The following is a 14,797-nucleotide window of genomic DNA, read 5'->3' as shown; positions in this document are numbered from 1 at the left end:
GTTATTTATTTCAGACAGTCATGGATACGCCAAGCGGGCCTGCCTGTTGCGTCCGGCGGCGTTCAGAACCGCCAGAGCGCGTTCCGGCCTGCCGCGCGCACGCTCCCGATGTCACATAGACCCGCAAGGGCCATCACATCGCGTATTTCCCGCTCAAGCATGTCAATGGCCGCCGCCACGCCAGCGGCCCCGCCCGCGGCAAGCCCCCAGACCCAGGGGCGACCGATGGAAACCGCATGCGCGCCCAGCGCCAGCGCCGTCACCACATCCCCACCGCGACGGATGCCGCTGTCGAGCATGATATCGATCCGATCCCCCACCGCCGCCGCAATACCGGGCAGCACGTCAAGGGGAGCGGGAGAGGGATCCATCTGGCGGCCGCCATGGTTGGAAACCACGATGCCATCCGCCCCGGCATCGACGGCACGGAGCGCATCGCCGGGGGTCATCACACCCTTTACCACCAGGGTGCCCTGCCAGTTCTCCCGCAGCCATGCCAGATCATCCCAGCCCAGTGTGGGGTCAATCCGCGCGGCGACATCCCGGGCCTGCCCCATGACGTTACGCGCGGTCGTATAGGCATCGATATTGCCCACCACCGGCATGCCGCCACGCACGAGGCCCGCAACCCAGGCCGGATGGTTCAGCAGGCTGGCCATCTGCAACAGCGTGGGGCGCGAAAGGTGACGGAAGCCATTGCGGACATCACGTTCACGCACGGGCGTAATCGCGGTGTCGACGGTCAGGATAATGCCGGTTATGCCGCACGCCCTTGCGCGGGCCAGCATGTCGCATGTCAGGGCGCGGTCGCGCAGCACGTAAATCTGCGCCATCACATCGGCACCCGTGGCCGCGACCGTTTCCATCGGTGCGATCGAAAAGGTGGAAATGCCCATTCCCACACCACGGCTGCCAGCCGCATGGGCCGCGCCGCGTTCACCGTGATGGTGGAACATCCCGGCAAACCCCACCGGGGCGAGGAAGACCGGCAGTTTCCACGTACGGCTAAAGCAGCACGTTGTCAGGTTGATGGCGGATACATCGCGCAGGGCACGGGGCACAACGCCCCATTGGGCGAAACTGTCCCGGTTACGGGCCATGGTCCGTTCACCATGGGCACCGCCATCGATATAGTCGGCAAACAGGCGGGGGAGACGACGGCGCGCTTTCCGCGCCGCCGCGGCAAACGCGCCGTCGTCCATCAGGCTGGCCCGACCGTGGGCAGCGCCAGCGCGTCAGCCACCGCCACGTTCAGCGCGCCAGAAGCGATAAGCGCGTTGGCGGCTTCCATATCCGGGGTGAACAGCCGGTCCTGCGCGAAGAAGGCCACATGCTCGCGCAATACGCGCGCGGCCCGCGCCATCGGCGGCGAGGAGACCAGCGGGGCAAGGAAATCAAGCCCCTGCACCGCCGCCAGATATTCAATGCCCAGAATGGTGCGTACGTTGTCATTGATATCGGTCACGCGGCGCGCGGCAAACGTCGCCATGGAAACGTGATCTTCCTGGTTGGCGGAAGTCGGCAGGCTGTCAACACTGGCGGGGTGGGCCAGTGTCTTGTTTTCAGACGCCAGCGCCGCGGCCGTGACCTGCGCGATCATGAAGCCCGAGTTCACGCCGCTGTCATTGACCAGGAAGGGCGGCAGGCCGCTCATGCCCGGATCCACCAGCAGCGCCAGGCGGCGTTCGGCAATGGCCCCGATTTCCGATACCGCGATCGCCATGAGGTCAGCCGCGATGGCGACCGGCTCGGCATGGAAGTTGCCGCCCGAGATCATCTCATCCGTATCGGGGAAATGGATGGGATTATCCGACACCGCATTGGCCTCGATCAGCAGCACGCGGGCCGCATGGCGCAGGCTGTCCAGCGCGGCGCCCATGACCTGCGGCTGGCAGCGCAGGCAGTACGGATCCTGCACGCGCTCATCATCCACCTGATGGGAGGCGCGGATGGCCGAACCCTCCATCAGCTTGCGATAGACCGCCGCGCATTCGATCTGCCCCTGCTGGCCCCGCAGCGTGTGCAGGCGCGGGTCGAACGGTGCATCCGTGCCCCGCGCGGCGTCCAGTGTCAGCGACCCCGTGACGAGGGCCGCCTGGAACAGTCGCTCGGCGTCGAACAGGGCGATCAGCGCAAGGGCCGTGGAAACTTGCGTGCCATTGAGCAGCGCCAGCCCTTCCTTGGGCCCAAGGACGACCGGCTCAAGGCCAGCCTTGCGCAGCGCCTGCGCGCCGGGCAGGCGCTCCCCCCCGAAAAAGGCCTCGCCCTCCCCGATCAGGACCGCCGTCATATGCGCCAGCGGCGCAAGGTCGCCCGATGCGCCCACCGATCCCTTTTCCGGGATGACGGGAATGAGGTCCCTGGCCAGCATGTCCAGCAGGAGCTGCACGACCTCCGGCCGCACGCCGGAGAACCCGCGCCCCAGCCCATTGGCCTTGAGCAGCATGATCAGGCGCACCACGCGCCCGGGCAGCGGCCTGCCGATGCCTGCGGCGTGGCTAAGAACCAGGTTGCGCTGCAGGTCACGCAGCCGGTCATCGGGGATGCGGGTCTTGGCCAGTTTGCCAAAGCCGGTATTGACCCCATACACCGCAGCCCCGCCCGCCACGATCCGTTCAACGGAACGCGCGGCCACCGCCAGCGTGTCCAGTGCATCGGGGCTGAGGGTGACATCCGTCGCTTCAAACACGAAGCGACGCAGGGTAGCCAGATCGAGCTGACCGGGATGGAGAACGATATTTTCCGACATCTGCATCAGCCTTTTGTGATCATGGGCAGATCAAGCCCTTTTTCGTGGGCGCAATCGACCGCGATGTCGTAACCCGCGTCCGCATGGCGCATCACACCCGTTGCCGGGTCATTCCACAGCACGCGCTCAAGGCGTCGGGCGGCATCGTCCGTGCCATCGGCCACGATCACCATGCCCGAATGCTGGGAAAAGCCCATGCCCACACCCCCACCATGGTGCAGCGAAACCCATGTCGCACCCGATGCCGTATTGAGCAGGGCATTGAGCAATGGCCAGTCCGATACGGCGTCCGAGCCGTCGCGCATGGCTTCCGTCTCGCGGTTCGGGCTGGCGACGGAGCCACTGTCCAGATGGTCACGACCGATCACGATCGGGGCCTTCAGTTCACCCTTGGCCACCATTTCATTAAAGGCGAGGCCAAGGCGGTGCCGGTCACCCAGACCGACCCAGCAGATGCGCGAGGGCAGCCCCTGGAAGTGGATTTTATCCCGCGCCATATCAAGCCAGTTATGCAGGTGCTTATCGTCCGGCAGCAGTTCCTTCACCTTCGCATCGGTCTTGAAGATATCTTCCGGATCCCCCGAAAGCGCGGCCCAGCGGAACGGGCCGATGCCACGGCAGAAGAGCGGGCGGATATAGGCCGGCACGAAACCGGGGAAGGCAAAGGCGTCCTCGCAGCCGACCTCGAACGCCATCTGACGGATGTTGTTGCCGTAATCGAAGGTGGGAATGCCCATGCGGTGGAAGGCGACCATCGCCTCCACATGCAGCCTCATTGACTCCTTTGCCGCCTTCTCGACCGCCGCGGGGTCGGTCACGCGCATCCGTGCCGCCTGGTCCAGCGTCCAGCCCGCCGGAAGGTAACCGTTGAGCGGATCATGCGCGGAGGTCTGGTCGGTCACGCCATCGGGGCGGATCCCACGGCGCACCAGCTCGGGAAAGACTTCGGCCGCATTGCCCAGCAGGCCCACGGAAACCGGCTTGCCGCTCTTGCAGGCGGCATCGATGATCTCGAGCGCCTCATCCAGCGTATCCACCTTGCGGTCGAGATAACCGGTCTGCAGGCGCTTCTCGATCCGGCCGGGCTCACATTCAACCGCCAGCATGGACGCACCGGCCATGACCGCCGCCAGAGGCTGCGCGCCGCTCATGCCGCCCAGGCCGCCGGTCAGGATCCACCGGCCGGTCAGGTCGCCGCCATAATACTGGCGTCCCATCTCGACAAAGGTTTCATACGTTCCCTGAACGATGCCCTGGCTGCCGATATAGATCCACGAACCCGCCGTCATCTGGCCATACATCATGAGACCGGCGCGATCGAGTTCGTTGAACTTGTCCCAGTTCGCCCAGTGGGGAACGATGTTGGAATTGGCGATCAGGACACGGGGGGCATTTTCATGCGTGCGGAACACCCCGACCGGCTTGCCGGACTGCACCAGCAGGGTCTGGTCGGATTCCAGCGCCTTCAGCGTCTCGACAATACGGTCATAGCACTGCCAGTTGCGGGCCGCGCGGCCAATACCACCATAGACAACCAGTTCCGAGGGCTTTTCCGCCACTTCAGGATCGAGGTTGTTCATCAGCATGCGCATGGCAGCTTCTGTCTGCCAGCTTTTTGCTGTGATCTCCGGGCCATGCGCCGCGTGGATAATACGATCATTGGACAGACGGGACGAGGTCGGGCTACTCATGACATCACCTTGAATGTACTTGTATATACATTCATGTGCCGCAGAGCTTTCCCCTTGTCAACGTGAAAACGTAACGAAGTCCCGTTTCTGGCCGCGGGGGAAAAGGATCAGGGCCTGTAGCGGCCCACAAAGCTGAAGCGGCTGCCGGAATAGGTGAAGATACCCTTCATCACGACACGTCCTTCAACCCATGTACGCCGCATGAGTTGCAGGCACGCTTCGGGCTCATCAAGGTCCAGCAGCGTGCAGATATCGAGGCTGGGCGTGACCGCGAAAACCACATGCTCGATTTCCTCAGGGTGGGAAATACCTGAAAGATGGCGGTGCGGATGGGTAAGGGAAAAATCCTGCTCCAGGTAATCAGGGGCGAAATGGGGCGAGACAAAACGCTCCTCGACCTGTAGCGGCGTATCGTCCTCGTAATGGACGATAATGGAGTGGAACAGCCGCGCGCCCGGACGCTGCTCGAACGCGGTGGCGAGATCGCTGCTGGCGCGGATCGTATCCAGCGTAATGATCCGTGTGGTGTGTTCATGCCCGTTGGAGGCGATATCATCCGCGATATCACGCAGTTCCAGCAGTTCCACGCGCTGCGCGGGTTCCGCGACAAAGGTTCCCACCCCCTGCGCGCGCGTGACCAGCCCTTCTGCCGTCAGTTCACGCAGGGCGCGGTGGACCGTCATGCGCGAGACGCCGAGCAGTTCCACCAGTTCGCTTTCCGACGGCAGGCGGTGACCGATTGCCCATTCACCGGTTTCTATCCGTTCGGTGATGTACAGTTTGACCTGCTCGTAGCGGGCGGCGGGTTTATCCTTGCTTAAAGCCAGTGACACGCAATTACACCTTATTCAGAAGACGTTAGTCTATACTGGCATAAGGGAGCAGTCGCCATCCAGCGCTGATCCTGACTTTTTATTGCGGGCAACCACCAAAAATCCGTGCGCTGGGACGTACGCCGCCAATCCAGTATGACAGTTCATGCGGGCCGGCGATGTCCCACACCACCATGTCGGCCGCCATACCCGTGCGCAGCCGCCCGACCTTGCCGTCCAGACCCAGCGCCTTTGCCGCGATATGAGTATGCCCGGCAAGCGCCTCCCCCGGTGTCAGGCGGAAGAGCGTGCAGGCCATGTTCATGACCGCCGTGGGGCTGAGAACGGGCGACGTGCCGGGATTGCAGTCCGTGGCGAGCCCCATGGGCACACCGTACTGGCGGAACAGGCTCACGGGGGGCTTCCTTGTTTCCCGCACAAAATAGAATGCGCCGGGCAGCAGCATGGCAACGGTGCCTGAATCCGCCATGGCCTGCACGCTGCTTTCGCTTGCATATTCAACATGATCGGCCGAAAGCGCATGCCAGCGCGCCGCAAGACGCCCGCCCTCCAGGTCGGATAATTGATCGGCATGCAGGCGCACGGGAAGCTTCCAGCGCTGCGCGGCTTCAAAAATACGTTCAACCTCGGCAGGCTGGAACGCGATCGTCTCACAGAAGGCATCGACACTATCGGCCAGACCTGCCTGCGCCACGGCAGGCAGCATTTCCGTGCACAGGAAAGTCACGTAATCATCCTGCCTGCCCGCGAATTCCGGCGGTAGCGCATGCGCGCCGAGAAAGGTGGCATGCACCCGCAGCGGCAGGTGCCTGCCGACCGCACGCGCCACGCGCAACTGCTTGAGTTCATCTTCCAGCCGCAGCCCGTAGCCGGATTTGATCTCGACCGTGGTCACGCCATTGTCAACAAGGCAGCGCGCACGCTTGAGCGTAAGGCGCAGCAGTTCCTCCTCGCTGGCATCACGGGTGGCGCGGACGGTTGACAGGATGCCGCCCCCACGCCGTGCGATGTCCTGATAGGAAACACCCTGCAGGCGCTCCGCGAACTCACCGCTTCTGTCACCGCCATAGACAAGGTGCGTGTGCGGGTCGACCAGCCCTGCCGTCATCCACTGCCCGTTGCACGAAATGACATGGGTGGCGAGACGTTCGGGCCGGTCCGGCAGGTCCGCCTGTCGCCCGACCCACACGATCAGGCCATCTCTGGCCGCGATGGCGCCATTGGGAACAAGACCGAAATCGTCGCCCCCCGGCTGTCCGGTCCCACTCGCATCGGTTGCCAGATTGACATCGATCCATAAGCGATCCCACATGACGTACTCCCATTTCAGCGCTTGACCCTAAACGTATATACATGTCTAGTTTTGAAACCGTTCCAACGCAATGATCTTCGAAACAGGCACGCCATGTCCCCATCGGTACAGACCCAGAATATTTTTGCCGGGCAGGCCCTGCTGCCAGATGGATGGCGCGACAATGTACGTCTGTGTTCCGATGCCCATGGCTTCTTCACCTCGGTAGAGGCCGACCGGCAACCCCGGCCGGAAGACAGGCGGGTCGATATCGCCCTTCCGCCAATGCCCAGCCTGCATTCGCATGCCTTCCAGCGCGCCATGGCGGGGTTGACGGAAACCCGGCTGAACCCCACCGATTCATTCTGGAGCTGGCGCGGGCAGATGTACCGCCTTGCCGCCGCGATCGACCCTGATACGCTCCGCGCCATCGCGGCCCAGCTTTATGTTGAAATGCTCAAGGCCGGTTATACGCAGGTAGCCGAGTTCCATTACCTTCATTGCGCTCCGGATGGACGGCCTTATGCGCAGCCTGCTGAAATGCCGCTGGCCGTGATTGACGCCGCGCAGCAGGCTGGCATTGGCATGACCATGCTGCCGGCCCTTTACCGGCATGCCGGGTTTGGCCGCCCGCTCGCCCCGGAACAGGGGCGCTTTGCCAGTTCGCCGGAATTCCTGGCGCGGGTCATTACCGATATTACGGCCCGCCATGCCAGCAACCCGCTGGTGAACGCGGGCGTAGCCCTGCACTCCCTGCGCGCGGCAAGTGGTGATGACATACGCGAAATGCTTCGTCTGGTACCGGAAGACATGCCCGTTCATATCCACATTGCCGAACAGATGAAGGAAGTCGAAGACTGTGTCGCCTTTCTGGGTCGCAGGCCTGTTGCGTGGTTGCTGGATGAAATGCCAGTGGATGATCGCTGGTGCCTTGTCCATGCCACCCATATGGACCACGATGAAACGGTGCGCCTGGCCCGCTCCGGCGCGGTTGCCGGTATCTGCCCCATTACCGAAGCCAATCTGGGTGACGGTTTCTTCCCGTTCAGTGATTACGTGGATGCGGGCGGGCGGTTTGGCATCGGCAGTGACAGTAACGTTTTACTTAATGTAGCCGAAGAATTGCGCACGCTGGAATACGGGCAACGCCTCATATCACAAAAACGCTGCCGCGCCCTGCCCTCCGGCCAGACCGGTTCGGTCGGGAATTACCTGTACTCGCAGGCCCTGCGCGGCGGAACGCAGGCCTGCGGCCATAATGGTGGCATGCTTGCGGCGGGGCAGCGCGCCGACCTGTGCACGCTCAGTGGCTCGAACCTGTCGCTACCGGGGCTGCGGGGCGACACCATTCTGGACTCCCTTGTCTTTGCCCGCGCCACCCTTCCCATAAGTGATGTCCTGTGTGGTGGGCAATGGGTGGTGCGCGATGGGCACCATATGCACGAAGAACGCATTGCAACCGAATTTCACAAGGCCATCACGACCCTCCATTCCGACCGGAGTTCCCTGTCATGACCCCACCTGTCTTTAGCTACACACGCGGCACGGCGCCCGTGCTTGTCACCCTTCCACACGCGGGCACGGCACTCGCCCCCGGCATGGAAGAGCGCATGACGGCGCGCGGACGGTTACTGCCTGATACCGACTGGTACATGGAAAAACTCTATGCCCCCGCAACTGATATGGGCATCGGGGTCATTCGCGCCAATTATTCCCGTTACGTCATCGACCTCAACCGTGGTCCGGATGATTCCACACTCTATCCGGGGCGACCGAAGACCGGCCTGGTACCGGAACTGACATTCGACGGCACCCCGATCTATCAATCCGGCCTGATGCCGGATGAAGCAGAGATTGGCGAACATCTGACCCATTACTGGCAGCCCTATCACGATGCGGTTGCCGAAGAGCTTGCCCGACTGAAAGCCCAATGGGGCTGGGCGATATTATGGGATGGACATTCCATCAAGACGGAAATTCCCCGCCTGTTTGAAGGCCCCCTGCCCGATTTGAATTTCGGCACGAACCAGGGGGCATCCTGCGCGCCATCGCTTATAAACGGCGTTGTCAATATTGCCGGGCAGGACAAGGATTACTCCCATATCGTCAATGGCCGCTTCAAAGGTGGCTATACAACGCGGCATTATGGACAACCGGAACAGGGTATCCATGCAATACAGCTCGAGAAGGCCCAGACCATTTACCTTACCCACGAAGATGCCCCATGGCCGATTAATACGGATAAAACACGCAAAATATCAATATTGATCGGACAAATGCTTCAGCAGGCCATATCCTGGCAGCCTGAATAACTATATATTATAGTTTTTTAAATCTGAACTGATTGAATATTTTTTGTATTCAATCAGTAATATCCTATTTATAGAAAAGATACGTTGCCTATCCATTGCATAGCAATCCTGTCGAAAACGGGCGTGAACCATTTTCCGGGCACATCCGGCAGATCACGCAGCACGCCGTATTGCGGACCATCCACGGAATCGCGTCCACGGACAGTCGATTGTCGCCCCTACTGCGCCGGGACGTTCCGAGCAGACCGGGAACCCGGTTATAAACGGATGGCAGGGAGCGCCATTTCGTCTTGTTGTGATGGGGCCAGAAAATCGCGGATATTGTCCGCCGAAGGTGTTTCGGTTGGGCCTTGCCCTTCGGACGGACTTCCTCGATCAAAGGCGCCCAGACTGATCAGGCTCATCACAAACAACTATGCAGTCCGTTCTCTCAGTCAAGATCCTACAGGCATAAAATAACCTGGAGAACGTTTCATCACATTTTCGTTAAATTTATGAATTTACGCACCATGCTTTTCTGTCTATTTCAACAGCATTTGTAATCACCTGATGGATTTCCACGTTATTTTTCCTTGAAATCCATGTATCTGCCTTCTTTCTACGGACCAATATAATTCAGGCATTTATCTAAATTTGAAGGACTAACCTTGGCCTGTCGCAGCGATTGGCAGGATTATAAGGGAATGGTATAGGGAGTTTCCTATTAGATTATAAATGATATTGGATCAGGAAATATATTATGAATATTAAAGGTATTGCTGCATCTCTTGGAGGCTTCCTTCTGTTTGCCACCTGCGCCAATATTAGCCCTGCGGAAGCAGGCAACCTTTCCTCAGCCGAAAAAATATTACGGCATCATGGTTCCAACGCCGCCTTGACTACGTTTGAGGGGACAATGGTGGGGGGCGCGGTCGGGTGTGGTCTTGGCTTTCTTGCCGCCAATACCAATGGCTGTATCAAGGGCGCCATTGGCGGTGGTGTAGCCGGTGTGGCGGCGGGCCTGTATGTGGCCAGTCGGGCGCAGGCTGCCAAGGAAACCGAGGACCAGTACGCAGGCCAGATTGTGCAGGCCAACAAAGACGCTGCATCAGCCCAGCAGGTGGTCAATGCCTCGCAGACCATTGTGAATGATGCCACGCAGAAGATCAACGCTCTGAAATCCCAGTTGCATAGTCAGCAGATTACTTTGGCACAGTATAATCAGAAAGTTTCCCGGTTTCAGCAAGACAGGGAATTATTGGTTCAGAACATTGCCGATGTACAGAAGCAGCTAAACAGCACCAACTATCTGATCGCAGCCAAACGGGGTACAGCGGCACAGCAGGAAGACCTTCAGAAAGCCCGGATGCAGTTGCAGGCAGCACTCAAGCAACAGCAGGAGCAGGCCAATAATATGCAGGCTCTGATCGCTGTATCCTGAAACGGGGTTAATGAGGCAGTTCTGGCGAGTAATTTTAAAAATCGCTGTAAGTATTAGGGAATAAAAATACGTGAGTGGTAAAATGAGGGATTACAAAGCACATGCTCCCTTGACGGTGCTGGCTAGCGGTATGTTGCTGCTATCAGCCTGCAGCACCGGTCCGCAGCATTGTGATCCCAGCCGGACTGATTTCTTCAGTGGTGTCGGCTGTATGTCTGATGGAGGCTATCAGCAACGAGCCAGGGCCTTGCAGAGCGAATCAAACAGTGCGCAGGCCAATGCCATACTGGCCCGCCAAAAGGCTATTGAAGCCGAGCATGCGGCTTCAAACGCACAAAACACAGAACAGACCATGTCCACTACAATGCATTCACAGATGGGTGCCTTGAAGTCTGAAACCAATCTGAAACGTGCTGAAGTGGATCGACTGGCAAGGAGCAAGACTGAGTTGCTCCAGCAGAAAAATGCTCTGGAAGCGCAAATGCAGGCGGCAAAGCAGAAGCTTGCGACCATACAGGGGGAACCGAACCCCAATGCTGAAGAAATTCAGCGTATCCAGAAGCAGATTTCTGATCTGCATAATCAGATAAAGACCATGACGGAGCTTGCTAACAGCGGCGGTTAAAGAATTCTTCGGATTAGCACTATAGTTGCGTTTTATATTGAGTTCTGAATCTATGGGCAGCCATGGTTCAGGATCTCACTACTGCGGGTATCTGTTGAGAAGACGCCAGAATTGCGGGCGTTTTCGCTTTCGATTGTGAAGGAGCAGATAGCCCGCTGTTTACATGGAACCTGACTACTCCGCGGGGTAGATAAGTCCTATCCCGCCAGCGCGAGGAAGAAGCAGAAACCCTTCGTCCGATCCCAAAAAGACGATGCGACCAATACCGAGGCATTCATCATACAAACATCCGAATTACCGCCCCGGAACATTAACAGGCCATGAAATGGTCGTCTTTTGCCCACAAAGACGAGCTTCTACAGGAGTGAATCCTGCCCGGCAGGCATTCTCCCGATCATGGGTTATCATGATAACGGCACTATTCGGGGCATTGAGCAGCATGCCGTATATAATCCTAGCCTGTTCAGGTGGAACCGAGGCCGTAGGTTCATCAGCCAGAATAAGAGGAGGATCCGCGACAAGGGCGCGGGCAACAGCCACGCGTTGGCGTTGACCAACCGAGAGTGTAGCAGGGCGTTGATGCAGACAATTGTGCAGGTCGAGCGCTTCAATCAGATTTTCAAGATTTTTGCGACTGGCTTTACGTCTCGTGACCTGAAGTGGCAGGAGAATATTTTCCTGTGCTGTAAGGAAAGGCAGGAGGGCACTGGTTTGCGGTACGAACCCAATCAACGTGCTGCGAAGGGCAGCGAGTTGCTGCCGTTTACCTTTCCGCCAAAGGGTATATAAATCATATTCTTTGCCCGTATCTGTGCGAAGATGGAATATATCTGCGCCAGACGGACGCAATGCCAAGGCAAGCAAGCCCAGCAGCGTACTTTTTCCAGATCCGGAAGGGCCGACAATGCTAATCCTGTCACCAGTCTTGAGGCTCAGAGCCGATATACGCAGGTGAAAATTGCTCGAAGGGGCCTGCCATTCAAGGTTATGCGCCTGTAGCCAGATCATAAGAGTAAAGTCCAACAAGAAAGATAAGGGAGGTCAGCACAGATATTTCCTGTGCATACCTGATAAATTATTATTTTTATAGGATAGCATACAGGGTAAGCTAACGACCAGTTCGAAACTGGTTGTATCCAGAGCAGGAATTGTTCGCCGCAGGCGATGGTAAACGACAGTCTTGCTGAACCGGTCATTCTCCTGTAAATACGGGGCGATTCAGTCATCAAATATATTCCATTATGAAACCACCGATCGGCTTCAGCTACCTAAAGATGGACACTGTCGTCTATACTTTCGTTGGCAAGTAAGATATTCCAATTGTTGAACCGTGCTGTCTGCACAGTACAGCGCAAGCGGGGATCACTCCTGAAAGGGCTGGCTGTGCCTGTCAAACCCATTGCGTCCGTCCCTCTCTCCGTTCCCGTCTTGACCACATGGCGCAACGAACCGGTCGTACAGACTTACAGCATCCTTAACCGCCTGACGCGTAGCATGGTCCCGACCCTTTTCTTTGCTGAACCAGTGATCCGCTGGGAACGGAAAGATAGTTCAGGACAGACCATACCTGGCCACATTACCTGGTACGGTCCTGATTGTTACGATGAACAGCCCGCCAGTTTTCGCCCTCTTCCAGAATATGGCGGGCGACTGGCAGTTCTGATGGAACAACTGGTAAAAGAACTCAGAACCCTTACAGGCACAGCCTCTTCAGAAACAGAAGGCACAATGCTGGAAGCCGCTCTGGTGATCCCTTCCCTTCAGGCTGTCCTTACTAACGGGCAGGGAAAGTTCATACTCTGCCCATGGGGATGCATGGCGGAAAATATCCCCGCCTTGCCTTTTTCCCATACCCCACTTGGGTTCCTTATTGGCGGGATTCCACCAACACCTAACCCACAGGAGCAGGAGCAGGAGCAGGAGCAGGAGCAGGAGCAGGAGCAAAATAATCCAGCTTTCCGTTCCATCAAGCCCGCACCAGACATATCCGTACAAACGGCACGACATCTTCTTTTACCTGCCAGCCATTTACCCGCATGGCTGGCTATTGGCCTGCACGTTCTGACAGCCATCTTCTTCTTTTTTCTGGCATTCTGGGCCGGAACCCTATTCCTCCGGCACTGGATGGCGGGAACCATTGCACGCACCGTTTCTCCACCGGTATAGCGATGCTGCCATATTTTCCGCCCGATACGCATCATGCCGCCCCTGCCACTCCTGATGCTGTCCACACCATATTCCGGGAGGTCGCACCGTGACACCCATTCGTCTGACGACTACAAATGCCAGTGATTATGAACCGCTGCGATATGACGGACAGCGGCTGGACGAACTTTGGTCCGAGTTGGAAGAAACCCTCACCGCAGTCCAGAATGCTCCCGATTTTCCTGCAAAAGAACGACTTACCCTTGCAGAACCCGCTACCGGCCCCGGCGGACAGGTTGACTGGTATGGACCCAGAACCGAAACACCAGCCTCTCCAGCGCAATTACAACAGCAATATCAGACCCTTCGCACCGCTATTGAAGTCCAGCTTGCAAAACAGCCCTCCACCGCGAAGGAAGCTCTTGCCCAGGCTCTCAACATTCCTGATGCAACTGCCTTGTATCCAGGCCCATCTGGACCCGTCCTGGCGCCTTGGGGGCATCGTTACCGGGAAGGAAAGCTGGCCCATGGGGATCTGAAATACAGCGAAAATACTGCGCCCCCCCCTGTGTCTCCAGCGCCGCCCGCGCCGCGCCAGTATGATGAGCCGCCATCTACACCTGTTCCGGCTCCAGCTCCACTGCCGGAAAAGCCGCCTGTTGTTGCCACTCCACCCGCCATCCCTTCTCGTCGGCCGCTGGGCCCATGGCCGGAATGGACATTCCTTTTGCTGGGCCTTCTGGCACTGGGGCTTTTCCTGTGGCTTCTGCCACATCTGGCGGGATTGTTCGTGACCTTCCGGATGTGGTGCCACGCGTCGCATCTGAACCTGCCATGGTGGATTTTGTTCCTGCTCGGGCTTCTGCTGCTTCTGCTGGCATGTTTCTGGCCGCTCAGGAACCGCCTTATGGACCTGAATGACCGCCGCCGTGCGCGTGGAATCGGGGCTTCCGGCGGTCTGCTACAGGTGATCCTGGTCTGGAATGACCGTAATGATCTGGACCTGCATATTGTCTGCCCTGATAAAGGAAGGATCTATTATGACGCACCTGAACATCCGGACGGAGCCCGTCTTGAATATGATGCAAACGCCGACCATTCCCCCCTTACCGCACGCCCCGTCGAGAGTGTGGTCTGGCACCACCATGCTCGGCCCGGCTGCTACAGTGTAAGCGTCGACCCCTATAATATGCGGGTCGCGAAAACATCCGCCTTTCGGGTCTGTGTAATTTATAAGGGACGGGTCATCCTGCGCCGCAGAGGCGTGGCGCGGGAAAATCAACGCTACGGAGCAGTATGCAATTTTACCATTCCTGCATCGTAAGAATGCTCACCATCCGTAATCTTTCTCCCCAAGGATAATTTATGACCGCGCCTGAGGCAGAAGGATGAAATATTCTCCTGATACTTCGACGCCATGGCCTGCGGGTCATCTGCCTGTGATCACGCATTGAGGCGCTCGGATTGTCCCATCACAACATTCCCCCCACGCAGGATGCCCCTGGGCTGGCGCGGCCACTTACTCCCGTTTTCCGCCAGCCTCCCAACCTTATGCCTCCTGCGCTGGCAGGTTCGGGGTTCGGGCTTCTGGTTGCCGCGCTCCTATTTTGGCACCTGCAGGAGCCCATCCATCCCCCCTGCTTCCTGCCATCGCCGCCTGTGCCGTCCCCATCCGCTTCGACAGCCTTCTTCTATACTGATGCAACCCTGGCTGCAGACAGTGTCAGGCGG

General features: G+C 58.5%; 12 protein-coding genes. 6 read left to right on the top strand and 6 right to left on the bottom strand.

Going from position 1 to position 14,797, the window contains the following annotated elements; all coding sequences use genetic code 11:
- Nucleotides 1-62: 62 nt before the first annotated feature.
- The 5 genes from LDL28_RS01155 to hutI all read right to left on the bottom strand — a co-directional run bounded on the left by LDL28_RS01155 (nucleotide 63) and on the right by hutI (nucleotide 6,585).
- Nucleotides 63-1,202, bottom strand: coding sequence for an alpha-hydroxy acid oxidase (locus LDL28_RS01155; RefSeq protein ID WP_233056821.1), 1,140 nt, complete (start codon nucleotides 1,200-1,202; stop codon nucleotides 63-65).
- Nucleotides 1,202-2,749 (bottom strand): histidine ammonia-lyase, encoded by a 1,548-nt coding sequence (hutH, locus tag LDL28_RS01150; RefSeq protein WP_370636194.1) that lies wholly within the window; start codon nucleotides 2,747-2,749, stop codon nucleotides 1,202-1,204. Before hutH ends, LDL28_RS01155 begins: the two co-directional genes overlap by 1 nt.
- 5 nt (nucleotides 2,750-2,754) lie before the next feature.
- Nucleotides 2,755-4,440 carry a urocanate hydratase gene (gene hutU, locus LDL28_RS01145; RefSeq protein ID WP_233056819.1) on the bottom strand — a complete coding sequence of 562 codons (1,686 nt, stop codon included), beginning with the start codon at nucleotides 4,438-4,440 and terminating at the stop codon, nucleotides 2,755-2,757.
- 107 nt (nucleotides 4,441-4,547) lie between these two features.
- A complete protein-coding gene (gene hutC / locus LDL28_RS01140) occupies nucleotides 4,548-5,273 on the bottom strand; it encodes a histidine utilization repressor (RefSeq protein WP_233056818.1) in 726 nt (241 codons plus the stop codon).
- A gap of 79 nt (nucleotides 5,274-5,352) precedes the next feature.
- Entirely contained in the window at nucleotides 5,353-6,585 is a 1,233-nt protein-coding gene (gene hutI / locus LDL28_RS01135) for an imidazolonepropionase (RefSeq protein ID WP_233056817.1), read from the bottom strand.
- A 93-nt stretch (nucleotides 6,586-6,678) separates the two neighbouring features.
- Between hutI and LDL28_RS01130 the strand changes: the two genes are divergently transcribed.
- The 4 genes from LDL28_RS01130 (at nucleotide 6,679) to LDL28_RS01110 (ending at nucleotide 10,921) form a co-directional block, all read left to right on the top strand.
- Nucleotides 6,679-8,079: a formimidoylglutamate deiminase gene (locus LDL28_RS01130; RefSeq protein ID WP_233056816.1), complete on the top strand. Its 1,401-nt coding sequence runs from the start codon at nucleotides 6,679-6,681 to the stop codon at nucleotides 8,077-8,079.
- Nucleotides 8,076-8,876, top strand: coding sequence for an N-formylglutamate deformylase (gene hutG, locus LDL28_RS01125; protein WP_233056815.1), 801 nt, complete (start codon nucleotides 8,076-8,078; stop codon nucleotides 8,874-8,876). The genes LDL28_RS01130 and hutG overlap by 4 nt, the downstream gene beginning before the upstream one ends.
- Before the next feature lie 739 nt (nucleotides 8,877-9,615).
- Nucleotides 9,616-10,296 (top strand): hypothetical protein, encoded by a 681-nt coding sequence (locus LDL28_RS01115; protein WP_233056814.1) that lies wholly within the window; start codon nucleotides 9,616-9,618, stop codon nucleotides 10,294-10,296.
- A 70-nt stretch (nucleotides 10,297-10,366) separates the two neighbouring features.
- The gene (locus LDL28_RS01110) at nucleotides 10,367-10,921 is read left to right on the top strand and encodes a hypothetical protein (protein ID WP_233056813.1); all 555 of its coding nucleotides are present in this window, start codon (nucleotides 10,367-10,369) and stop codon (nucleotides 10,919-10,921) included.
- 294 nt (nucleotides 10,922-11,215) lie between these two features.
- Here LDL28_RS01110 and LDL28_RS01105 read toward each other — a convergent pair whose 3' ends face one another.
- Nucleotides 11,216-11,929 (bottom strand): ABC transporter ATP-binding protein, encoded by a 714-nt coding sequence (locus LDL28_RS01105; protein ID WP_233056812.1) that lies wholly within the window; start codon nucleotides 11,927-11,929, stop codon nucleotides 11,216-11,218.
- A gap of 486 nt (nucleotides 11,930-12,415) precedes the next feature.
- Between LDL28_RS01105 and LDL28_RS01100 the strand changes: the two genes are divergently transcribed.
- Together LDL28_RS01100 and LDL28_RS01095 are read left to right on the top strand one after the other, a co-directional pair.
- Nucleotides 12,416-13,087: a hypothetical protein gene (locus tag LDL28_RS01100; RefSeq protein ID WP_233059319.1), complete on the top strand. Its 672-nt coding sequence runs from the start codon at nucleotides 12,416-12,418 to the stop codon at nucleotides 13,085-13,087.
- Nucleotides 13,088-13,175: 88 nt separating this feature from the next.
- On the top strand, nucleotides 13,176-14,390 hold the full coding sequence (locus LDL28_RS01095) for a hypothetical protein (RefSeq protein WP_233056811.1): 1,215 nt from the start codon (nucleotides 13,176-13,178) through the stop codon (nucleotides 14,388-14,390).
- Nucleotides 14,391-14,797: the final 407 nt, after the last annotated feature.

The sequence above is a fragment of the Komagataeibacter sp. FNDCR2 genome (assembly GCF_021295395.1).
In the GTDB taxonomy this organism is placed as follows: Bacteria; Pseudomonadota; Alphaproteobacteria; order Acetobacterales; family Acetobacteraceae; genus Komagataeibacter.
The sequence above is the reverse complement of the archived record's forward strand: the minus strand, read 5'-3'. Positions and strand labels throughout refer to the sequence as shown.